This window comes from Dyadobacter sp. CY323, from assembly GCF_021390245.1.
Classification (GTDB): Bacteria; Bacteroidota; Bacteroidia; order Cytophagales; family Spirosomataceae; genus Dyadobacter.
The window spans coordinates 1-22,528 of the sequence record NZ_JAJUXH010000036.1; the positions used below are offsets into that span (position 1 = coordinate 1).

At 45.0% G+C, this 22,528-nt stretch carries 23 protein-coding genes and 1 tRNA gene; 12 read left to right on the forward strand and 12 right to left on the reverse strand.

The window, feature by feature from the left end:
• Window positions 1-301, reverse strand: a 301-nt coding sequence (locus LZG72_RS28015; RefSeq protein ID WP_233878469.1) for a T9SS type A sorting domain-containing protein, incomplete at its 3' end; no start/stop codon positions are given.
• On the reverse strand, window positions 298-2,784 hold the full coding sequence (locus tag LZG72_RS28020) for a YfhO family protein (RefSeq protein WP_233878470.1): 2,487 nt from the start codon (window positions 2,782-2,784) through the stop codon (window positions 298-300). The genes LZG72_RS28020 and LZG72_RS28015, both read right to left, overlap by 4 nt.
• Before the next feature lie 311 nt (window positions 2,785-3,095).
• Here LZG72_RS28020 and pfkA point away from each other — a divergent pair, with 311 nt between their 5' ends.
• Window positions 3,096-4,070: a 6-phosphofructokinase gene (gene pfkA, locus LZG72_RS28025; RefSeq protein WP_233878471.1), complete on the forward strand. Its 975-nt coding sequence runs from the start codon at window positions 3,096-3,098 to the stop codon at window positions 4,068-4,070.
• A gap of 9 nt (window positions 4,071-4,079) precedes the next feature.
• Here the strand turns inward: pfkA and LZG72_RS28030 are convergent, their stop codons facing one another.
• Window positions 4,080-4,853: a YdcF family protein gene (locus tag LZG72_RS28030; protein WP_233878472.1), complete on the reverse strand. Its 774-nt coding sequence runs from the start codon at window positions 4,851-4,853 to the stop codon at window positions 4,080-4,082.
• A gap of 101 nt (window positions 4,854-4,954) precedes the next feature.
• Between LZG72_RS28030 and LZG72_RS28035 the strand changes: the two genes are divergently transcribed.
• Complete coding sequence (locus LZG72_RS28035; RefSeq protein ID WP_233878473.1) at window positions 4,955-6,361, forward strand: TlpA family protein disulfide reductase; 1,407 nt, start codon at window positions 4,955-4,957, stop codon at window positions 6,359-6,361.
• Between the two features lie 3 nt (window positions 6,362-6,364).
• On the opposite strand, the gene LZG72_RS28040 is transcribed toward LZG72_RS28035, so the two are convergent.
• A complete protein-coding gene (locus LZG72_RS28040) occupies window positions 6,365-7,468 on the reverse strand; it encodes a lactonase family protein (RefSeq protein WP_233878474.1) in 1,104 nt (367 codons plus the stop codon).
• A gap of 166 nt (window positions 7,469-7,634) precedes the next feature.
• Between LZG72_RS28040 and LZG72_RS28045 the strand changes: the two genes are divergently transcribed.
• Window positions 7,635-9,866 carry a cation-translocating P-type ATPase gene (locus LZG72_RS28045; RefSeq protein WP_233878475.1) on the forward strand — a complete coding sequence of 744 codons (2,232 nt, stop codon included), beginning with the start codon at window positions 7,635-7,637 and terminating at the stop codon, window positions 9,864-9,866.
• Between the two features lie 19 nt (window positions 9,867-9,885).
• Here LZG72_RS28045 and rhuM read toward each other — a convergent pair whose 3' ends face one another.
• Entirely contained in the window at window positions 9,886-10,887 is a 1,002-nt protein-coding gene (gene rhuM, locus LZG72_RS28050) for a virulence protein RhuM/Fic/DOC family protein (protein WP_233878476.1), read from the reverse strand.
• 181 nt (window positions 10,888-11,068) lie between these two features.
• On the opposite strand from rhuM, the gene LZG72_RS28055 reads away from it, so the two are divergent.
• From LZG72_RS28055 to LZG72_RS28085, 7 genes are all read left to right on the forward strand, one after another.
• On the forward strand, window positions 11,069-11,278 hold the full coding sequence (locus LZG72_RS28055) for a heavy-metal-associated domain-containing protein (protein ID WP_233878477.1): 210 nt from the start codon (window positions 11,069-11,071) through the stop codon (window positions 11,276-11,278).
• Window positions 11,279-11,345: 67 nt separating this feature from the next.
• On the forward strand, window positions 11,346-11,810 hold the full coding sequence (locus LZG72_RS28060; RefSeq protein ID WP_233878478.1) for a hypothetical protein: 465 nt from the start codon (window positions 11,346-11,348) through the stop codon (window positions 11,808-11,810).
• Between the two features lie 85 nt (window positions 11,811-11,895).
• Window positions 11,896-14,115, forward strand: a complete 2,220-nt coding sequence (locus LZG72_RS28065) for a TonB-dependent receptor (protein ID WP_233878479.1) — start codon at window positions 11,896-11,898, stop codon at window positions 14,113-14,115.
• Between the two features lie 30 nt (window positions 14,116-14,145).
• Window positions 14,146-14,718, forward strand: coding sequence for a helix-turn-helix domain-containing protein (locus tag LZG72_RS28070; protein WP_233878480.1), 573 nt, complete (start codon window positions 14,146-14,148; stop codon window positions 14,716-14,718).
• A gap of 43 nt (window positions 14,719-14,761) precedes the next feature.
• Entirely contained in the window at window positions 14,762-15,010 is a 249-nt protein-coding gene (locus tag LZG72_RS28075; protein ID WP_233878481.1) for a heavy metal-binding domain-containing protein, read from the forward strand.
• A 19-nt stretch (window positions 15,011-15,029) separates the two neighbouring features.
• Entirely contained in the window at window positions 15,030-15,371 is a 342-nt protein-coding gene (locus LZG72_RS28080; protein WP_233878482.1) for a heavy-metal-associated domain-containing protein, read from the forward strand.
• Window positions 15,372-15,411: 40 nt separating this feature from the next.
• Window positions 15,412-16,155 carry a class I SAM-dependent methyltransferase gene (locus tag LZG72_RS28085; protein WP_233878483.1) on the forward strand — a complete coding sequence of 248 codons (744 nt, stop codon included), beginning with the start codon at window positions 15,412-15,414 and terminating at the stop codon, window positions 16,153-16,155.
• Here the strand turns inward: LZG72_RS28085 and LZG72_RS28090 are convergent, their stop codons facing one another.
• Genes LZG72_RS28090 through LZG72_RS28115 form a run of 7 tightly spaced genes read right to left on the reverse strand, consistent with a single transcriptional unit; the run spans window position 16,156 to window position 20,748 of the window.
• Complete coding sequence (locus LZG72_RS28090; protein WP_233878484.1) at window positions 16,156-16,677, reverse strand: DUF6691 family protein; 522 nt, start codon at window positions 16,675-16,677, stop codon at window positions 16,156-16,158.
• A 19-nt stretch (window positions 16,678-16,696) separates the two neighbouring features.
• Window positions 16,697-17,272: a YeeE/YedE family protein gene (locus tag LZG72_RS28095; RefSeq protein WP_233878485.1), complete on the reverse strand. Its 576-nt coding sequence runs from the start codon at window positions 17,270-17,272 to the stop codon at window positions 16,697-16,699.
• Window positions 17,273-17,299: 27 nt separating this feature from the next.
• Window positions 17,300-17,461, reverse strand: coding sequence for a PIN domain-containing protein (locus LZG72_RS29535; protein ID WP_409017754.1), 162 nt, complete (start codon window positions 17,459-17,461; stop codon window positions 17,300-17,302).
• Between the two features lie 11 nt (window positions 17,462-17,472).
• Entirely contained in the window at window positions 17,473-17,676 is a 204-nt protein-coding gene (locus tag LZG72_RS28100; protein ID WP_233878486.1) for a hypothetical protein, read from the reverse strand.
• Window positions 17,661-17,867 (reverse strand): hypothetical protein, encoded by a 207-nt coding sequence (locus LZG72_RS28105; RefSeq protein ID WP_233878487.1) that lies wholly within the window; start codon window positions 17,865-17,867, stop codon window positions 17,661-17,663. Before LZG72_RS28105 ends, LZG72_RS28100 begins: the two co-directional genes overlap by 16 nt.
• 47 nt (window positions 17,868-17,914) lie before the next feature.
• Window positions 17,915-19,306: a rhodanese-like domain-containing protein gene (locus LZG72_RS28110; RefSeq protein ID WP_233878488.1), complete on the reverse strand. Its 1,392-nt coding sequence runs from the start codon at window positions 19,304-19,306 to the stop codon at window positions 17,915-17,917.
• 56 nt (window positions 19,307-19,362) lie between these two features.
• Window positions 19,363-20,748 carry an MATE family efflux transporter gene (locus tag LZG72_RS28115; protein ID WP_233878489.1) on the reverse strand — a complete coding sequence of 462 codons (1,386 nt, stop codon included), beginning with the start codon at window positions 20,746-20,748 and terminating at the stop codon, window positions 19,363-19,365.
• A gap of 325 nt (window positions 20,749-21,073) precedes the next feature.
• Here LZG72_RS28115 and hflX point away from each other — a divergent pair, with 325 nt between their 5' ends.
• Window positions 21,074-22,312, forward strand: coding sequence for a GTPase HflX (gene hflX / locus LZG72_RS28120; RefSeq protein ID WP_233878490.1), 1,239 nt, complete (start codon window positions 21,074-21,076; stop codon window positions 22,310-22,312).
• A 46-nt stretch (window positions 22,313-22,358) separates the two neighbouring features.
• Window positions 22,359-22,430: transfer RNA gene (locus LZG72_RS28125), tRNA-Arg, on the forward strand.
• The last annotated feature ends 98 nt before the right edge of the window (window positions 22,431-22,528 follow it).

Sequence of the window (22,528 nt, forward strand, 5' to 3'; positions counted from 1 at the left end):
TAATCAGCGTAATGCCGCCCGTTTCTACCGCCACCTGATATGTACCTTTATCATAACCCTCCACATCGAATCGGATGCCGTCTGTTGGGATACCCGCCTCCACTTTCATTTCGACGATCTGTTTTGCATTCGGGTCAAAGATCCGGATGGTGCAGGGCAGCCGCTGCTCATTTTTAAAAGAGACAATGATCTGCCTTGTGGCAGGGTTTGGATATGCAATCAATAGAAGATCCGTTTCGACCTCCGGTCTGGAACAGCTGCCCAACAAGATTACTATCAGCAAAAAAAGCAAGTTCTTCATGCTTTTTTTGATTTTGCACTTACAAGTACAGCTCCCGCAATTAGCCCAAGCAACAACAGCGAGCTCACGAGATCCACTTTGCTTCCTACGGCCACAGACACCGGCTCGAAACGGAATTTAATGGTATGCTTTCCGGCGGGAACGCGCAATGCACGTAATACGTAGTTGGCACGAAGCAAGTCAGCAGGTTTATCATCAATGGTCACTTTCCATTCGTCACGGACATTGTAATAGATCTCGGAGAAAACAGCCAGGCCCTCGTTTTCAGAATTACTTTCGTAAACGAGTTCATTGGGTTTGTAGCTGGTCAAAATAATCTTATCTGCTGAATCCGGCTGCAGTTTCAGGCCTGCCAGTTTTGCGGCAAATCGTTGATCCAGGATCGCTTCGTCACGCGATTTCAATGAATCCAAAGCCTTCATTTCAGCGTCGGGGTTAGGAACGACTTTGTAACTTTTTACGAACCATGCATTTCCATAAGCTCGCGGATTCGGTTGCGCTACTTTATTTCCTTGCTGGTCCGCCGTGATGATATACTTGGTGTTCAGCATATTGATCACCTCGGTGTTAGGCCGCTCTTTATAGATCTGGCGTTCGAACAATTCCTGGTACCTGCGCATTTTGGCACCATGATACCCGCCGAGTGATTTGTGAAAATAAGAAGCCTGCGCACTATTAAATGGACCCTGGTCGGCACTGGCATCGTAAACCCGGTAATCGAGGTCTTTATCCTGTAAAATTTGCTCGTCGGCCGGAGATGGCGTTGTATTGCCCTGCGCTACATAGTTGCTCACAAAATCCTCGCTGTTCAGGAATCGTTTATCCACTCCAAACAGATCAAATATCACCAGTAGAAGCAAAGTAGCGTACATGAACACAGGTTTGATCCGATTTTGCATCCAGAGCCAGATTACGCCCGCAATAAGAAGGATGAAGATCAGACTGCGTATCGCATCATTTTTCATTAAGCTAACCCGATCCTGAACAATGGAATTGACAAGCTGCTGCGCGAAAACTTTATCCTGAGTCTGTTGCGTATATCGCTCAACAGACATCGGATCTGTTGGGGACTGAAAATTGAAAAAGACAGTCGGCATCAATGCTAAAATGAGCATCAATCCGCCGGTGACCCCGAGCGTAATCAGGAAAGGTCTTTGCAAATCTTTCCATTCGATCTTTCTTTGGATCATGCTGGTCAACGTCAATACGCTTAGTAAAACCATCAGCAGTTGCGCCAATGAGATCACCATCGTCATCGCCCTGAACTTGTTGAACATCGGGAAATAGTCAAAGAACAAATAATTGATCGCCGAAAAATTCTTGCCGATCGCCCATATGACATACAATATCACAATTCCCAAAACCCAGTTTTTTAATGGACTTTTTACAATAAACAACCCGAGAACAAACAGGAAGAATACAATGACGCTCACATAGTTAGGGCCGCCCATAATAGGCTGATCACCCCAATACAAAGGCATTTGCTGGATAATACTTTGTGCCGCCGCAGGGTCTACACCTTTTCCGACAAGCGTTTGATAGGTTTGGGATGAAGTTGAAAGCGGCCCGTAGGAGACGCCTCCGTATGCATTCGGGATAATCAGCGTAAGCAATTCCCCCCATCCGTAACTGTAAGTAAATGCATATTCTTTACCCAAACCATTTCCCTGCACACCTGCTCCGGGATTGTTAACCGGAGTCAGCTCCGACTTTCCGCGGATTGTTTCCTTGGTATAATCATATGCATTCCATAACCTGGTAGTATGCGTCCCGACGGCCACAACTGCGGCGAAAGCAAGTCCGGCCAGGATCAGGGAAAGATCTTTAACCAGCCCTCTTCTGATATAAGATATACTCTCAATGATCACCAGAACAACAATGCCAATACCCAGATAATAAGTGATCTGGACGTGGTTCGCATACAATTCCAGCGATAAAAACAAGGCGGTAAGTGCTGAACCGGCAAGCCAGTTTTTGCGGAAAGCCAAAATCACCCCGGCGATCACACCAGGCGCATACATGATGGCGATGACCTGGGAAACGTGCCCGGCTTCCAGATTGATTACATTAAATGCCGAGAATGCGAATGCGACCGCCCCAATGGCGGCGAGCCAGCCTCCGGCGCCCAGTACCAGAAAAAGCACATAAGCACTCACCAGTCCGATCAGGAAGTAGTTGGCCGGCGCCGGCAGGATCCGGTTGATCGCTTGTCCAAGCTTGGTGGAAACGCTCGTAGGATAATCGGCGGCTACCAGATATGCGGGCATACCTCCAAACATCGAATTTGTCCAGCCAGACCATTCCCCGGTTTGTTTGTGAAAGTCCTGGACTTCCCGCGCTGCTGATTTTGCCTGAATATCGTCTGTTGCGACCAGCTTTTTGCCTTGCAAAACAGGTGAAACATAACTAATTGATAAAATAATAAAACCAATTACAGCTATCAGATGTGGCCAGGTACGCTGCCAGGAAAACAGATCTTTCATTTATAAAACTACCGGTTAGTTAAGACTTTCAGAGAGGTATTAATTAAATTACTAAAAATATAATTTTTCAAACAGGGATCATAAAAATGAAACGCCGCAAATGAATATTAAATTTCTATTAACCGGCGCAAATATATAAGTATTGATATATGTTTGAGGTGTAAAATTTGATTCTTACTCCGGCATTTTTTTAACATAATTAAGAATTTGGACATATATTTTAAGAAAATACCGGATAAATTTGCGGAAATTGTGCCTTTAAGGTTAATCGATACCCACATAAAGCTAGCTTAGAAGTAACCCGAAATTAAATGAAAAGAATTGGAGTATTTACCTCAGGAGGAGATGCCCCTGGTATGAATGCCTGCATCAGGGCCGTCGTACGCGGAGCTGTCTACCACGGTATTGAAGTATTTGGAATAAGACGAGGATATAGCGGAATGATTGCCGGGGATGTCTATAAAATGGAATCCTATTCAGTAAGTAATATAGTTCAAAGAGGAGGAACGATTCTAAAATCGGCGCGGAGTAAAGATTTCATGACCCCAGAGGGGAGAAAAAAAGCATATGAAAACCTGATGGAACTGGGCATTGAAGGTCTGGTAGCAATCGGGGGAAATGGGACCTTCACAGGTGCCATGATTTTTGGTAATGAGTATGGAATCCCGACAGTAGGTGCTCCTGGCACCATCGACAATGATTTGTATGGAACGGATTACACGATTGGCTTCGACACAGCTGTAAATACCGCGCTCGACGCGATCGACCGGATCCGTGATACGGCAAGTTCACATGATCGTATCTTTTTTATAGAAGTAATGGGCCGCGACTCCGGATATATCGCCGTTCAGTCGGGTATTGCCGGGGGTGCGGAACTGGTGATGGTGCCGGAGGTTTTAACCCCTATTTCTGAGGTTGTAGAAACGTTAAAGCAAGGTTGGAGCCGCTCCAAATCTTCTTCTATTATTATTGTAGCCGAAGGAGATGAAGAAGGAAGCGCCCAGGAAGTGGCGGAGAAAATCAAGGCGCAGGTAGATGAAAATGCGGACATCCGCGTAACCACTCTGGGACATACGCAACGCGGGGGGCCACCTTCGGCTTACGACCGAATTTTGGCGAGCCGTTTGGGACTCGGCGCATTGGAAGGACTGATAGCCGGGCAAAAAAATGTAATGGCCGGAATCATCAATAACGATCTGGTTTACACGCCTTTCGAGGATACGATCCGTCTTCCGAAACCCATTAATGAAGATTTGCTAAGAATGGTGAAGATCCTAAGTGTATAAGACCGAGGGTTAGCAATAACCTACTATTTTATACACCATGTACCCAACTACCTCGTGCCAGAGCGTGCTAAAATCAGCGATTGCATTCGGATCAGGTTGGAATCCATTTTGAAAGGTTAATTTATTATAACCTCCATAAAAGTCGGCCGGGAAAATAGCCGTTTTGATACCTGCTTTATCAAAACAACCCGCCGACCTTCGTATGTGAAAAGCCGAAGTAATCAGAAGATATCTCTGGTCCGGGAACTGCTTCCGGATGATCCGGGCCGAATAAAGTGCATTTTCACGTGTGTTTCGAGCCTTTTCCTCAAAAAGTATATCTGTTGCTCTCACCCCCCATTTCACGAGCAGCGCTGCGGCTTCCCGGGTTTCACCTTTTCCTTCACTCATCATAAATTTCTGGCTCGTACCTGTAATCAGGATCTTTTTGATTTTCCCAGCCTTATAAAGCTGAAACGTTTGCAGCACCCGGTCACCGTGGCTCCCCAGATAAGGTTGATGGGCGTCGGGCTTTTTGGAAGCAATCAGCCCGCCGGATAGAAGAATGCCCACGTCATAAGTCGTGTCCAACGTCTCGATATTGACGACCGAGGGCTCCCACCAGTTGATAACCTTCGTCACCAGAAATGAATTTGAAATGAGAAGCAGCAGAATGAGCCCCAGACCAACGGCCATCCTCCGCCGCTTGTTATTTTTAGTAATTAAACCGTAAGTCAGCAACATCAGGAGAATGCTTAATGGCATGACCAGAAAGTCTATGGCTTTGGACAGAAAATAAAACATTTAGATAAGAACCTGACAGAAGTTGTCGTTTTGAAATTAATTTTGTGACTTTGGCTCTTCAAGTAATTAAATAAACAACTCTTTAGCAAACTCCTTATCTGATGAAAGGTTATACCCACACTGCCATTCTGGCTTTCATTATTACGCTTTCATTACTTTCAAATGCTTTCGGCCAGGGTTATCACATTGAAGCTACCATAAAAGGGTTGCGGGATTCGTCGCTGATCATGGGGCATTACAATCGCAGTCACAGCCAATTTGTACCAAAAGATACCGCCAAATTGGATGCGAACGGCAAAGTGCTGTTTGAAGGCAAAACCAATCTGCCGGGGGGCTTGTACGTCATTCTTTTTCCGGGCAATGCGCGTTGGGTGGAATTGGTGTATTCAGGAAAAGAAACCAATTTTTCGGTTGAAACAGATACTACTGATATCGTGGGAAGTATGAAGATCACCGGTTCGAAGGAAAATGAGCTGTTTTATAACTATCAGAGAGAATTACGGGCCGGATCGAAACAGCTTGAAGTTTTGGGCAAAGAAAACAATGCGGAGGCACGTAATAAAATGAAGACGATCCAGGACGGTTTTGCTGCTTATCGCGATAAAATGTTGAAGGATAATGCGGAAAGCTTCACTGTCAAGATGTTGAAAATGTCTACCGATCCCGAAATTCCTGCGGCGCCCAAACTTGCAAATGGAAAGACGGACTCGATCTGGGTTTTTAATTATTATAAATCGCATTACTGGGACAATTTTGACTTTACAGATCCCCGGATCATCAATACCCCGTTCCTGGAAGCAAAAGTGGAACGTTACTTCAAAAATCTGGTCGTGCAGGTGCCTGACTCACTCATTAAAGAAGCTGACGCTTTAGTAAAGCGCGTTTCCCCGAACAAAGACGCCAAGAACTGGCTGGTTTATTACATTGCCAATCAATACGAAAACCCCAAAACCGTTGGTACAGAAGCTGTTTGGGTGCATATGGCGACCAAATATTACTTGTCGGGTGAGATGAGTATCCTGGAAGAAAACCGCAAACGGGTGGCGGAAAAGGTGGCTACATTAAAAGATCTTTTGGTAAATAAGACCTTCCCCGCGCTCGCATTGACTGACCCTACTGGCAAAAAAGTAAGCGTTCAGGCCATTCAGGCAGACTATACAGTGCTATTCTTCTACGCCCCAACTTGCGGACATTGCAAAGAAGCCTCTCCGTTACTGAAAGCTTTTTATGATAAAAATAAAGCAAATGGCATCAAGGTTATGACGGTTTCTACCGAGCATAACATGGAAGAATGGAAATCATTTATCAAAACGTACCACCTGGAAGAGCTGATAAACGGTTTCGACGCATTGAAACAAATCGATTTCAACCGGAAGTTTGATGTGGTTACGACGCCCACGATTTATGTTTTGGATAAAAACAAAAAGATCATTGCCCGCAAAATGCCTGTGGAGCAACTGGAAGACTTTTTGAATTATTACAAAAACAAAATGGCGAGAAAGCTGTAAGAATTACAGAAAAGCAACACAGATCGGAAGCTTCACCCCAATGCTTTCATGCTTGAAAGTAAATTTCCCCGTAGCCGCATCCACATCGTAAACAACCAGATTATCAGTGGATTGATTGGCAACGATCATGAATTTTCCGCTCGGATCGATGTTGAAGTCCCGCGGCGTGGCGATTGATTTTGTTTGCTGATCCACCATTTCCAGATCTCCGTTCGCACTGATTTTAAATGCGCTGATCGAATTGTGTCCGCGGTTTGAGACATAAACGAATTTGCCATTCGGATGCAAATGGATCGCAGAGCTGGTATTGGTCGGGCCATTGTAGTCGGCCGGAATTGTAGGATATGTTTTTAATGCAGTAATCACCCCGTTTTTACCGATCGTGCAGGAAGTTAGAGACGCTTCAAGCTCATTGAGCAGGAACAACGATTTGCCGGAAGGATGAATAATCAAATGCCGCGGACCAGCGCCAGGTTTGCCTGAAAAAAAAGGCTGGGCCGGATTTGGTGTTAATTTGCCCGTTTTAGCATCTGCCACATAGTTCATGATCCGGTCACTGCCCAAGTCTGTAACATATACAAACTTTCCATCCGGTGTGGCGGTAGCAAAATGCGCATGTGCTTTTTCCTGACGCTTTTCGTTGGGCCCGGTACCTGAATATTGTTCAGTATAAAAAGGCGCGCTCACTTTTCCATCAGGCTGCAGCATATAGGCACTAAAACTTCCGCCGGTATAATTGGCGACGAAAGCCATTTTGCCCGATGGATGCACGGATACGTGGCAGGGATTCGCTCCCTCGGAAGGCTGATTATTTAGATAAGTCAGCTTTTTATCGTCGCCAATCGCAAATGCAGCAATTTTATCACCGCCAACCGCATATAAATTCTTTTTATTAGGAGAAATAGCAACGTAACCCGGTCCGGTGACATGATTGAAGGTGTCTAACAATGTGATCTGCCCGGTCGCCAGGTTCAGTTCGCAAAGTGAAACGGAAGAATTTGCACCTTTATCCGATGTACCAATGTAAAACGGAATGGTTTTGTCTTGAAAAGAAATGGATGCAAAACCGGCCAAACCCAGCAACGATAATACGAGTATATTTTTCATATGTTAATTTAAATCAATTCTGGTAGTTTTAGAGAAAGTGGGCACTGGGCACTTTTTAATGTGATTTTGATATATAATTCAACTAAATCTTGCAAACCGCAGCCATAATTCTGTAATCCCCGCAGGAATGCGCCAGGGTATCTTTGCATTACCAATTACGGAAATCATGGAAACCACTATTAAAACATATAAAACGTCCGTTCCGGTGACCGGCATGTCGTGTGCATCCTGCGCTGTAAGCGTGGAATCGATGTTGAAACACTCACCCGGGGTAATCCATGCGGCGGTAAACTATGCCAATCAATCCGTTCAGGTGGATTTCGATCCTGAGGTAACGGACCTGGAAAAAATGGACAACGTGCTGAAAAGCATTGGTTACGGGCTGATTATCGAAGACAATGAGGAAGATGCCGCGTCCGAGCAGGAAAAAATTTTGCAGGACCATTACGAAAGTTTGAAGAGAAGAACAATCTGGGCCGGCATTTTAACCATACCCGTCGTCATTATCGGCATGTTTTTCATGGATTCGATGCCGTATGGAAATTACATCATGCTGGTGCTGACAATTCCCGTCCTTGCCATATTTGGAAAGGATTTTTTTATCAATGCATGGAAACAGGCCCGCGTCCGGAAAGCGAATATGGACACCTTAGTTGCATTGAGCACCGGGACCGCATTTCTTTTCAGCACATTCAATACTTTTTATCCTGAGTTCTGGCATGCTCGCGGTTTGCACCCACACGTCTATTTTGAAGCAGCCGCCGTCATTATCTTGTTTATTCTTTTGGGGAAATTGCTGGAAGAACGTGCAAAAACGAGTACCTCCGATGCATTAAAAAAACTGATCGGATTGCAGCCTAAAACAGTCCGTGTTTCCCGCGACGGGCAGGAATATGACATCGAAATAAAAGAGGTAAGGTTGGGGGACGAAATCATTATCCGGGCGGGCGAAAAAATTCCGGTGGATGGAAAAGTCATCAGCGGTAACTCATTTGTCGACGAAAGCCTGATGACCGGCGAACCGGTACCCTCCGAAAAGCAGGCGGGAGATGCCGTTTTTGCTGGAACGATCAATCAGAATGGCAGCTTTGCATTCTCCGCGGACAAAATCGGCAAAAACACGGTTTTGGCTCAAATCATTAAAACCGTCCGGGAGGCGCAGGGAAGCAAAGCACCGGTTCAGCGGCTGGTGGATAAAATCGCAGGGATTTTTGTCCCGGTTGTCATTGCAATCGCAATTCTGACATTTATTGTGTGGCTATTAGTTGGTGGTCAAAATGCCGTGACCCACGGATTGCTGGCTGCGGTTTCGGTACTCGTGATTGCTTGTCCGTGCGCACTCGGCCTTGCTACTCCTACTGCCATTATGGTGGGTGTCGGCAAAGGTGCTGAAAGCAACATGCTGATCCGCGACGCGGAAAGTCTGGAAAAAGCATATAAAGTGAATGCGGTAGTACTTGATAAAACGGGCACACTCACAAAAGGCCAGCCAACGGTAACGGATTGGATCTGGTCTGAAGAAATTACCGACCAGAATACGCATCTGGCAGCCATTCATTCGCTCGAATCCAGATCGGAACACCCATTTGCCAAAGCGATTGTCGATCACATTCACGCAGTTGATCAGCCAAAAATTACCGATTTCGAATCGGTAACCGCAAATGGCGTGCGTGGAAATGTAGGCGGAAAAGACTACGTGATCGGAACCTTAACTTTTCTTGAAAACCAGCATGTTGTAGTTGATAACGGTGTTCTTGAACAGGCGCAAAACCTTCGCAAACAAGCCAAAACCGTCATTTTTGTCGCCGTAAATGGCAAGCAAATCGCGCTTGCCGCTATTTCCGACGAAGTGAAGCCAGGTTCCGCCCAGGCTGTTGCATTACTTAAAAAAGAGGGTATCGAGGTGTTTATGTTAACCGGCGATAATGCCCAAACTGCCGCCGCGGTTGCAAAAGAAGTTGACATAACTTACTATCAAGCAGAGGTTAAGCCCAATGAAAAGATGGATTTCGTAAAAAAGCTTCAGTCGGAAGGAAAAACCGTGGCGATGGTTGGGGACGGGATCAACGATTCACAAGCTCTGGTGCAATCCGACGTGAGTGTCGCTATGGGAAAAGGGTCTGATGTGGCGATGGATGTAGCTAAAATAACGCTGATCACTTCAGATCTACTTGCCTTGCCCAGAGCTCTGAGCCTGTCGCGCAAGACAGTCAGAACTATTCGTCAAAACCTATTCTGGGCATTTATTTATAATGTGATCGGTATTCCAGTCGCCGCCGGCATCCTCTACCCGGTCAACGGATTTTTGCTCGATCCGATGATTGCCGGCGGAGCAATGGCATTGAGTTCCGTTTCGGTGGTAATGAATAGTTTAAGGTTGAAACACGCGAGGTTGTAAACTGCCAACCCCGCGTGAGTCAATTTTTTTGGTTTATTAAACTGATCACCACCTTTACCATTGTAACTTTTTCTTCCGGTGGACTCTCAGCGATCATCAGCGTTAAGGCAACCAATGCATTATCGGCAATTCGTTTAGAGCCGTCCATGTGGTAAAGAATTTTGTTCCGTTCCAAAAACCAGATGAACATCAATGCGGCAATCCTTTTGTTTCCATCGCTGAATGAATGATTTTTAACAATGAAGTATAATAAATGCGCAGCTTTCTCTTCGATGCTGCGATATAGATCAATGCCGTCAAATGTTTGATAAATCGTTTCAATTGAGCCTTTAAACGAATCATCTTTTTCATTCCCAAACAGCCGGTGATCTCCAAATTTGCTTCTTAGACTTCTGATTCCCGTGATTGCCTCCTCATAAGTAATTTGGCTGCATTCCCGCTCAGATGTCGATTCAATGGTTAGGCTTTGATGATCATATTGATCGAGAAGGTCTAATGCGTAGGCAAAATTTGTAACGACAAGCAGTAGCCCATTCGCCTCGTCCGCAGTCAACTCTTTCTGTTGCAATACATTGGAGAGAAGCCCGACCGTTTTCTTCAATTGTTCAAGCTGATCCAGTTTAATTTTATCCTGAACCACATATCCTTTAATAAGTAATTCTTTCAGCATTTTATTGGCCCAAATGCGAAATTGGGTCCCACGTTTCGACTTGACGCGGTAACCAACTGAGATAATGACGTCCAGGTTGTAGTAACTTACGAGATAACTTTTTCCGTCCCCGGCAGTATGCCGGAAATTCCGACATACTGCCTCTTCTAAAAGCTCCTGCTCGTTGAATACATTTTTAATGTGCTCATTTACAGTCGTTCTAGCTTTCCCAAACAACTCCCCCATTTGAGCCTGCGTCAGCCAAACCGTGTCATTCTCCAACTGGACCTGCAAAGAAGCGGCACCATCTTCAGTTTCATAAATCGCAATTTTCCCTTTGTTCTCATTTTCAGTGATTTGATTTTCAGACATGTCTTAATACCGGTTATAGTGAAAAACCTTTTGGTATTTAGACGCAGGTTTCGAAAAAAGTAACAAACAAAAACTCTGTAACTCATTTCTATAATTCTGTAATGATCCGGGCTGCGGTATGGGCGATATTTGCAGTGTAGTAAACTTTAATAATCCGGCTCAAATCCGGCAACGTACTCAAATGGAAACTTTGAAATTCAAAACCAATATTAAATGCGGCGGCTGTGTCGATACGATTACACCATTTCTGAATGAAGACAATTCGATCGAAAACTGGCAGGTGGACCTGCAAAGCCCTGAAAGAATTCTAAAAGTAGAAACCAGCCACTCCCCGAAGGAAATCGCAGAACTTATGAAAAAGGCCGGCTACACCGCCGAAGAAATAGCCTGACAATTATTTATCTTTGAAGAAACAGAAAGCCGAAGTCCGACTGCCGAAAGCCGAAAGCCGAAAAAATATGAAATCCCACTTTCACCGATCCATCACCATTTTCATGGCCATTCTGGTACTGCTGAGCAGTACTGGATTTGCGTTCATTGAGCATGAGTGCATGATGAGAGGGAAGTCGTTGCAATTTTCGCAGGACAAAAAATCAGGTTCGGACACCATTAAAAAAGCATCTTCCTGCTGCGCTAAAAGCAAACAATTGAAAGAAGCAAAAGGTACTTTTTTCAAAAAAACCGATTGCTGCAAGGAAAGTCCAAAATTTGAAAAGCTGGAAGTTGTCAGTTCTGGTGCACAACCTAATCCGATTTTCCTCAAAGTGTTTGCTGATCTAATCCCCTGGTCAGTAAAATTTTATTCTTTTATCCGGGCCGAATGGGTTCTTCCCGCCACCTGGCCATTATCTCCCGACATTTCCTTTTCTTCCGTTTTTTACGGGAAAGGTATGCGCTGCTTCATCCAGTCATTTTTGATTTGATATATCATTGATTAACAGTTATTTATGTAAATCCAGATCACCGGATTTACCCGATATTTCTATTATTCAATGAATCAAGAAAAACATGGCCAAGTACCTGACAGCAGGAATTTTTCTCCTGATTTCCCTTTCACTTTCGGCACAACGCATTACCGGCTCGGTGAATGAGCAAATTGAAAGTAATCTGAAACCCATTACCGGTGCCAATGTGTACTGGTCGGGAACGTCGCAGGCCACTGCTACCGATACATCGGGGAAGTTTAGCATTCCAAGATCTGCTCAATCCAATTTACTGGTTGTCAGCTTTGTAGGCTTCCGGAATGACACCATTAAAATCGGGGCAGAAAGTGAATTGCAGATCGTTTTACAAAATGACCAGACGCTAGGCGAAGTAACTGTGCGCGGGTCCAGCAGCTCCATTGACAGACTTTCCCCTCATCAAAGCGAAATCATCACAACCCGCGCACTGGCAAAAGCGGCTTGCTGTAACTTGTCAGAAAGCTTCGAAACCAATGCGTCCGTTTCCGTTTCCTATAGCGATGCCGTAACCGGTTCCAAGCAAATCCAGATGCTGGGATTAAATGGGACCTACATTCAAACCAATGTGGAAAACATTCCGTCGATCCGCGGTTTGGCATCGACATTTGGATTAAACTTTGTCCCCGGTACCTGGATACAATCCATTGACGTGGGAAAAGGTGCAGGCTCGGTCGTAAATGGCTATGAATCCATGACGGGGCAGATTAATGTTGAGCTTCAAAAGTCTGATAGCCGCGAGAAACTCTACCTGAACACCTACGTGAACAATTTTGGACGGGCTGAGATCAATCTAAATCTGGCGCATCAACTAAACAAAAAGTGGAGTACCGGCCTGCTTACCCACGGAAGTACCTTACGCAACCGGATCGATAAAAATGGCGACGGCTTTCTGGATTTGCCGCTTTATACGCAATACAACGCGATTAACCGCTGGAAATATCAGGGAGAAAAAGTAATGGCGCAGTTTGGCGTGAAAGCTTTGTATGAAGATCGTTTGGGAGGACAGAAGGATTTTAAGCATGAAATGAGAGGCACAACGCAGGCTTACGGGTTTGGAGCAAGAGTAAACCGATACGAGTTTTTCTCAAAAGTAGCGCGGCTTTTCCCGGATCAGCCATACAAAGGTTTGGGTTTCATTGTGAATGCTTCCGTGCATGATTCCAAATCCTATTTTGGTTTAAATAACTATGACGGGCGGCAGAAAACACTTTACGGAAACCTGATCTACCAATCCATTATCGGCAATACCAATCATACCTACAAAACAGGTTTGAGTTACCTGCTGGACAATTATAATGAACAATATAGAAGCATCAGTCTGAAAAGAAACGAGTCGGTACCCGGTGCATTTTTTGAATACACCTACAATAATCTGGACAAATTCGTAGTGGTGGCGGGCGGGCGCGTCGATTTCCATAATCTATATGGAACACAATGGACGCCGAGGCTGCATTTGAAATATAAACTTACCGAACAGACTATCTTGCGGGCTTCGACTGGAAAAGGATTCAGGGTTTCCAATCCGCTGGCTGAATATTATGGCAACCTGGTTAGTTCCAGAGATGTGCTTTTCCGCGAAGCGATCAGGCCCGAAGTTTCCTGGAATTACGGGGCAAGCGTTACTCAGGAATTCAAAATCGGAAATATGTCCGGAAATCTGATTGTTGATTACTACCGTACCAACTTCGAGAACCAACTGGTGGCCGACCTGGAAGATCCGAGGTATATCAAGTTCTACAACCTGCCGGGAAAAGCATATGCAAACAGTTTTCAGGCAGAAGCGAACATCACGCCGATCCGGCGTTTCGAACTGAAACTCGCCTACCGGTTGTTTGATGTAAAGCAAACATTGAAAAATAACCTGGATGAACCTGTTTTGCTGCCCAGAATGATGGTAAGCCGTGACCGCGTGCTTTTTAACGCCGGATATTCACTACCTTATGATAAATGGAAGTTTGATTTTACGGTGCAATGGAATGGAAAGAAACGGATTCCATACATGGGAACAATGCCTGAACATCATGTTCCGACTGATTTACCATCAACAATGGCTCCGTCGTTTTACAACCTGAATGCGCAGATCACACGTACTTTCCCCAAATGGGATGTATATCTGGGAGGTGAAAATCTGGCAAATTTCAGACAAAAAAACCCGATAATGGGCGCCAGCGAACCATTTGGACAACATTTTGACGCAGGTATGGCCTGGGGACCGGTAGTTGGGCGAATGATTTATGCTGGAATTCGTTATAAAATTGTCCGGTAAGACGGAGATGCTCTTTAATCAGATCACACGATGAAATTGTATATAAAAAATATGGTTTGCGATCGTTGCAAACGGGTAGTCCGGGAAGAATTGCAACAGTTGGGCATAGACACAACATCTGTCGAATTGGGAGAGGTGGAAACAGTCGATGAAGTTGATGCCGAAAATTTAAATGCAGTAAAAGCCATATTGATTAAAAACGGGTTCGAACTGCTGGACGATCGCAAACTGGCACTTGTTGAAAATATTAAAACGCTGGTTATCGACGAAATCCAGAATTTGAAAGGAAATAAGCCGGCACAAATGAATTTTTCGGATTATCTGTCAGAAAGAATCGGATATGAGTATTCTTATTTGAGCAATTTGTTTTCTTCGGAAACCGGTCAAACCATTGAGCATTACATTATCGCCCAAAAAGTGGAGAAAGTAAAGGAATGGCTGTCATACAATGAACTGACTCTGAGTGAAATGGCCTGGCGACTTTCATATAGCAGCACGGCGCATTTGAGTAATCAGTTTAAAAAAGTGACTGGCGTGACGCCGGGAGAGTTTAAGAAAAATACCGGGACAAGAAAGGCGCTCGATAAGGTTGGCAGCGTTTAGTATCTATTTTTACCAATAAAAAATCTTAAAACCTTCAATCAAGATGCGTAAAATCCTTTTAGTCTCTATCATGCTTTTTACAATGGCCTGCACCGGAAACAGCGAAAAATCGGGGCAAACAACAGACTCGACCTCAACTGCAACCCCGGTTGCGGATGCAAAGAAATACGCTTGCCCCATGCAATGCGAGGGCGATAAAACCTATGCAGAGGCTGGTAAATGTCCGGTTTGCAAAATGGAGTTAAAGGAAATTGCGTTTGCCGAAACCGATTCTACAACACACGAACATTAATCATTAAAATCTTAAAATCATGAAAAAGACCATCTTATCCATTCTCACAATATTATTTCTGGGACTGAGTACCACATTTGCCGCCGACGACAAAGAAATCAAGATCAAGACATCGGCCATTTGCGAAATGTGCAAAGAACGGATCGAGCGCAATCTAGGACTTTCAAAAGGTGTGAAAGAATCCAATTTAAACCTGAAAGACAAGGTTGTGACGGTGAAATATAATCCAGACAAAACAACACCGGAAGCGATCAAAATGACGATTATCAATACCGGCTATGATGCAGACGGACAAATTGCAAATCAAAAAGCACACAATAAGTTGCCCGAATGCTGCCGGAAAACAGCAGCGGCGCATTGAGAAGCAAAATCATTGATGACAACTAAAAAACACCCCCGATTTGGCCTGGTACCATTCTTATTTTAAAGGACTCCCCCAACTTGCCTGGAAACTGCACCAGGATGAAGAATACACCGATTTTGAAGTTGATTTTTTGCAGGATGTGCTGGAAATCAACGAAGGGAACAAAGTTCTCGACGTTCTTTCGGGGTATGGCAGACATGCGGTACCTCTTTCAGGAATTGGCTGCGAACTGACCTGCATTGATATTTCAACGGAATATTGTGACGAGTTGCAAGATCTTGTGAAGTCAAATCAGTTAAATATCGAGGTGATTTGCGCCGATGTGCTGGATCATGATTTTCAGGAAAAATCTTTCGACGCTGCATACTGTTTTGGGAACAGTTTCAGCTTTTTCCCGAGAAAGGAAATGCAACTGTTCATAAATAAGGTTGCAGGTTCATTGAAAAAAGGCGGATACTTTGCGATCCAAACGGAGAACCTGGCTGAAAGCATTTTACCCAACTTTCAGGTGCGAAACTGGATGCCGGTGAAAGACGGGATTATCTATCTGGCGGAAAACGATTACAAACCCGAGGAAGGTTACATTGAAGCAGAGCAGACGTTTATTTCTGGTGCCGAAAGTGTAACGCATACGGTTCGGCAGCACATTTATACGCTGGCAGAGATCAGTTTTATGTTCGAAAATGCCGGATTAGAGGTCACAGGTACATTCGGGAACCTGGAAGCTGATCCGTTTACATTGGGGGATGAACAGCTTTATCTTATTTCCAGAAAAATTTAATCAATGCGGAAGCCTCGGCCGCAGCCAGCCGTAAACCCAGGTGCCAGCGATGGCGCTTAGTAATGTGACCGTTACCGCCAGAAATCCACCTCCGATTTGTGCATAAAGCGGTCCCGGACAAGCTCCGGTGATCGCCCAGCCGAATCCAAAAAGAAGGCCGCCGTAAATCTGACCTTTATTGAAGGTCTTGTCGGCAATGGATACCTCCTCGCCTGAAATCGTCGTGACCTTCCATTTCCTGATCAGCCAGATCGAAATCAAACCGACGGCCACTGCGGAACCTATCACACCAAACATGTGAAAAGAATCAAACCGGAACATTTCCTGAATGCGGAACCACGACACGATCTCCGCCTTCACAAAGACGATCCCAAAAAGTAATCCTACAATAAGATATTTAAAATTGCCTGCAAATGTCTCTGAATTTCTTTGCTGGTTAGCTCCGTCCAAACTATCGTCCGGAAGCAATGCATGATTACCGTTATCCGCATTTCCGGCTGATGTATTTCTGATTTTTTCCATAACTCTTTGTAATTGAAGTTTAAACCACCCAATTCAATAAAACCGGCAGCAAAAAGTTCGTGCAGATCAAACCTCCAATCATGAAACTGACTGTTGCCACCAAGGATGGCCATTGTAAACTTGAAAGCCCCATGATGGCGTGACCGGAAGTACAGCCACCCGCATAACGGGTTCCAAAACCGACCAGAAAACCGCCGAAAACCAGGAAAATCAATCCTTTTAATGAAAGAATGTTAACTACTGAAAATAAATCCGCGGGCATCAATCCTGAGAAATCGGTAATTCCGAGAGCAGCCAGGTCGCTTTTTGTGGACGAAGCAATCACGATCGGCTCAGGATTTGACAATAAGAAAGTAGCGACGAAACCGCCTAACGCTATCCCGGCGACGAAAAACAGGTTCCAGGATTCCCTTTTCCAGTCATATTTGAAGAAGGGAATATTCGCCGGGACCGTCGCCGCACAAATGTGCCTCAGTGTAGAAGAAATGCCAAAAGACTTATTTCCCAGAAGCAACAATGCCGGAACAGTAAGACCGATCAGCGGCCCGGCCACATACCACGGCCATGGTTTTCGTAGCAATTCGATTATTTCCATATATCTATATAGAGCTAAAACAAAAGATTATAAATTGTTAGGATTAACAATTTTCAATTTTGGAATATTTGTAAATTCCTTCTCATTATCAGTGACTAATGTGAAGTTGTTTGCCAATGCTGTGGCAGCAATAATGGCATCGGGAGTTTTGATTCTTCTCTGCTTTCGCAGATTAACACAAATTTCCACGACATTGGGCGTTATGTTGTAAATGAGGCTATCCTGAATAAAGTCTGAATCAGATTGCTTTCTGATCCTTTCCAAGACAAAAGCTCAATTTGACTGATAATGGAAAGATTAGGAGTTGAGTCAATCAAACCATCCATGAAATCCATGCCAACTTCTGGCAGTAATGCAGACAAGTAATGGGAAACCGCATTCGTATCGATCAAATATTGCTCCATTCACTGCGCATTTGATCCACATGCTTGATAAGATCCCGACCTTTCTCTTTATTGAGAACTCCTCTATATTTAGAAGATAATTTGTCCCCCGCTTGTTCATTACTATGCAACCGGATGATTTCCAGCGCCTCAAGATCGCGAAGCAACTGTAATGCATTTTTATTAGTAAGCTCAACTACAAGAGTTTCCATATCCTTATTTTTTAAAACATCAAGTTACAAAGAATCGTAAGAAATCACTACGCCCCCTCAGAAACCGGCACTTCCGTCTTAGTAACAGCTCCAAAACCTCCCTCAATATTTACAACATCGTCAATTCCCCTTGACTTTAAAATGGAAGCGGCAACCATCGAACGGTAGCCGCCTGCACAATGAATGTAAAGCGTTTTGTCTTTTGGAAATTCGGGCATCAGATCATTGATGTAATCCAATGGCAGGTTTTTGGCATCTTTAATATGTCCTGACTTAAATTCATCGGGTTTCCGGACGTCGACGATTTCCAGTTTACCCGCTTGAAAACGATCCGAAAATTCAACTGCATCAATGGATTCAACCCGATCAACTTCTTTTCCAGCCTTCTCCCAGCTTTCAAAACCTCCATTCAGATAACCAATGGTATGATCGTATCCTACACGCGCCAACCGGGTCACAACTTCTTCTTCCTTACCAGGTTCCGTGATAATGAGCAGGTTTTGTTTCAGGTCGGGGATCAATGCCCCTACCCATGGCGCAAAGCTCCCGTCCATTCCGATATTAATCGAATTCGGGATAAATCCTTGGGCGAACTCTGAGGCCTTGCGGGTATCCAGCAGCAATGCGCCGGTAATATTTGCCTTCGCTTCGAAAGCTTCTGCGGATAATGCCTGATCGCCCCGTTCGAGTACATCATCGATACTTTCGTAGCCGTCGCGGTTCATTTTCACATTTTCAGGAAAATACTGAGGCGGCTCGGGCAAGCCGGCAGTCACTTCTTTAATGAACTCCTCCTTCGTCATATCCTTCCGCAACGCATAATTGAACAACTTCTGATTGCCCAGCGTATCCGAAGTTTCCTTGCTCATATTTTTTCCACAAGCTGAACCGGCCCCGTGCGCCGGGTAAACGATGATATCATCCGGTAAAGTCATAATTTTCGACCGCAGACTTTCATATAGCATCCCTGCAAGATCGTCGGTAGTCAGGTCGCATTTCTGGGCTAGATCAGGTCGGCCAACATCCCCAATGAACAAGGTATCCCCACTGAAAAGTGCAGCAGGTTTTCTGTTTTCGTCCAAAAGCAAATAGCTCGTCGATTCCAGGGTATGACCGGGCGTGTGTAATGCTTTAATTACAATTTCTCCTACCTGAAACTCCTCTCCATCTTCTGCAATATGTGCTTTAAAGGCAGTATTTGCATTCGGTCCGTACACAATCTCGGCGCCGGTTTTTTCGGATAAATCAAGGTGCCCTGAGACAAAATCCGCATGAAAATGAGTTTCAAACACATACTTGATATTCGCACCGATTTTAGCAGCTTTCTGTAAATAAGGTTCCACTTCGCGCAACGGGTCGATTACCGCAGCCTCGCCATTCGAAACAATAAAATAAGCCCCCTGAGCCAGGCATCCGGTATATATCTGTTCTATTTTCATGCGGATTTCATTCAAGTTTTGTTATGATTAACCAACGGCGTGATGTTTTTGTTTCGCTAAACCTTCACCACCTTCCATCCTCCCAGCCTGAACCGCCAGATTGCTGCCATTGCCAGCACCGATTCGGCAATGGGTACCGCAGCGAATACCCCGACCGGCCCAAGTTCCAAAATAATGGCCAATACATAGGCAGACGGAATTTGGATAAGCCAAAAGCAGATCAGATTTATGATTGTTGGGGTTTTGGTATCACCGGCCCCATTCAGCGACTGGATAACCACCATACCATACGCATAAAAACCATAACCCAGGCATAGAACGCGAAGTGCGAGCTGACCGGTTTCCACCACTTTCAGGTTTGGACTGAACCAACCGATAATCGTTTGGGAAAATGCAAACATAAACACCGATAGGCCCAGAAGAAACACAAGGTTGTAAGATGCACATTTCCAGACCGATGCTTCCGCGCGCTCCGGTTTTTCAGCACCGAGATTTTGCCCGACCAGCGTCGCCGCCGCATTAGCAAGTCCCCACGCGGGTAACAGTGTGAACATGATCACGCGGATTGCAATGGTGTAGCCTGCCACCACATCGCTGCCAAACTCTGACAATATACGCGTCAGGAAAATCCAGCTTGCCGAGCCAATCAGAAATTGGACGGTGCCTCCTGCCGCAACTTTTATGATCACACGGATCGTTTCCGGATTCGGACGCAGATCTTCCCACATCAACCCCATCATTTTATTCACTTTTGTTAAAGAAAACAGTTGGTACCCTACTCCGATCGTCCGTCCGATGGCGGTAGCGATGGCCGCGCCGGTGACCCCAAGTTCGGGAAAAGGCCCCACGCCAAAAATGAGTATCGGCCCCAGTAACATGTTGAAACCGTTGGCGATAATGAGGGAACGCATGGCGGTAGCTGCCGCCCCCGCACCGCGGAGAGCCCCACTCAACGAATACAGCAACACAACCACGGGACTGCTCAGAAACTGAATCCTTGCAAAAGTGGTCCCGGTTGCGATCACATTCTCATCGGCTCCCATTAATCGCAGGATGTCGCCGGCAAATGTGGCACCTGCCACCGCGATAACGGATGAGATCACAAGCGAAATGAGGATTACCTGACCAACTGCATGTCTGGCCTGCGCATGGTTGCCCTCACCTACCCGGCGTGCAATGGTCGCAGTTGCGGCTGTACCCAAACCAATTGCTACGGAGTACATTAAGGTAAGAACAGATTCAGTAAGACCAACCGTCGCCACGGCAGCAGTACTGACTTTTGAAACGAAAAAAATATCAACAACGGCGAACAGCGACTCCATGACCATTTCCAGGATCATAGGTACGGAAAGCAAAAATATGGCGCGATTGATACTGCCTTCGGTAAAACTTTCTTCGGAGCCACGAATAGCCTGACGAAGTAGTTGAAACCACTTTTTCATGGGTGAAATTTTGAATTTATCTAAAAAAAGAAAAAACGGTGACCCGAAAAGGATCACGAAAAAGAAACCGGTAAGTAGACCTGGATGGTCAGTGGACTAAGCTTGTAGTCCGAGGATGAAGAGCAGCATCGGCATTACGAATTTCGGCAAATATACAAAAGTGATCTTCTAAGAATCAAACTTAAAAATGGTTTTATTAAACTAAGTGTAACTTCACGGACGACGCTAATGAACTTTTGAAGTTTATAAACCGTTGCCAAACTACCCTTTTCTTATATTAATATTTTTAGCTGGAAAGGAAATTTTAGTTTACAAATAAGACTGCATGATCGAAAAAAAGCAATTATATTCTACTGCTGTTAAGCAAGAAACGGCCGTTTTGGTGGCTGTAAGTACCCAAAAACAGCCGATTGAAAAAACAAAAGAATACCTGGAAGAACTGGCTTTTCTGGCTACTACACTGGGTGTTGAAACTGTAAGGACTTTTACGCAAAACCTGGAACGCCCGGATATCCGCACTTATACGGGAAAGGGCAAGCTGGAAGAGATTGTCGCGTTCATAACCGCCGAGCCGGTGGACATGATTATTTACGATGACGACCTCACCCCATCGCAGGTAAGAAATCTGGAAGAAACTTTTAAAGACACGAAGGTCATTGACAGGAGCTTGCTGATCCTTGCCATTTTCGCTATGCGCGCGCAAACTGCCCAGGCAAAATTGCAGGTTGAGCTGGCTCAATATCAATATATGTACCCGCGATTGACCCGTTTGTGGACGCACTTAAGTCGCCAGTCTGGCGCGGGTGTCGGGATGCGCGGACCTGGGGAAACGGAATTGGAAACGGATAGGCGGATTGTAAAAGATCGCATTGCGTTTCTTAAAGAAAAACTGGAAAAGGTTGACAGACAAAGCACTACGAGACGAAAAGAGCGAGACAGGCTGGTGCGGGTTGCAATTGTAGGTTATACCAACGTTGGAAAATCTACCTTGATGCGCGGACTTTCTAAGGCCGATGTATTCGCTGAAAATAAATTGTTTGCGACTGTTGATTCGACGGTCCGGAAGGTTAACATGGAAAATATCCCTTTCCTGCTCACCGACACTGTTGGTTTTATCCGCAAGCTTCCCACAATGCTGATCGAATCTTTCAAATCCACCTTGGATGAGGTTCGGGAAGCTGACATTTTATTGCATGTTGTCGATATCTCGCATCCTTCTTTTGAAGAACATCTGGACGTTGTCAACAAAACGCTTGAAGAAATCGGCGCAGCTAATAAACCAGTTATTCTGGTTTTCAATAAGATAGATCTGTACAAACCTGCTTTCAATACGGAAGAGGATGAAGAAGCGGAAGCTGTGCAATCCCAGGAAAGTGTTTTGGAACAGCTGAAAAGAAGCTACATCGCCGACAAAGCGGACCATGTGGTTTTTATCTCTGCCGAAAAGAAGGAAAACATTGAGGAATTGCGGAACACGTTATTTTCATTGGTAAAGGAAAAACACTTCTCCATTTATCCGAACTGGCTTGATCTGGGCTACACAGCAGTGCAAACAGAGGACTGATCATTTGTAATTCAAATGATTTTTTGCCAGTTTTGCACCCCAATTGGACTGCGTAGTTCAACGGATAGAATAGGAGTTTCCTAAACTCTAGATATGGGTTCGATTCCCGTCGCGGTCACTGAACCAGGCTGAATGCCTGGTTTTTTTTATTTGCCAGCTCGCGCCATCACGGAATAGGAGTTTCCTAAACTCTAGATATGGCCGGGCGGCCGGTGC